Origin of the sequence: Streptomyces sp. WM4235, from assembly GCF_001279725.1 — a bacterium.
Classification (GTDB): Bacteria; Actinomycetota; Actinomycetes; order Streptomycetales; family Streptomycetaceae; genus Streptomyces.
Window position 1 is genome coordinate 1 of record NZ_LGDE01000318.1, and the last position, 391, is coordinate 391.

Annotated in this window: 1 protein-coding gene; it reads right to left on the reverse strand. The window is 71.6% G+C overall.

Annotated features, from left to right (window positions below; translation table 11 throughout):
• On the reverse strand, positions 1-305 hold a 305-nt coding region (locus ADK55_RS40505), incomplete at its 3' end, for a calcium-binding protein (protein WP_267887356.1).
• Positions 306-391 lie beyond the last annotated feature (86 nt).

The window sequence follows — 391 nt, forward strand, 5'->3', positions numbered from 1 at the left end:
CCGCCGAAGAGGGCGTCGTTGCCGGGACCGCCGAAGAGGGCGTCGTTGCCGTTGCCGCCGTTCAGGCTGTCGGCGCCGTTGCCACCCTCGATGCGGTCGTTGCCGTCACCGCCGGACAACGAGTCGCTGCCGTCGCCGCCGCAGATGATGTCGTTGCCACCGCGGCCGTCGACCACGTCGCTGCCGCCGAGAGCGAAGATCACGTCATCGCCGGGAGTGCCGACCAGGATGTTGGGGCCGTCGGTGCCGGTGATGGTCGGCGTGGCGTTTGCGCAGGTGGGGACCGGCTCGTAGGTGATGGTCACCTGGGCCGCTCCCGCGGCGGGTCCGGAGGTAGCTCCCGACGGGACGAGGTTCGACCCACCGCCCCCACCACCGGAACCCAGCGTGC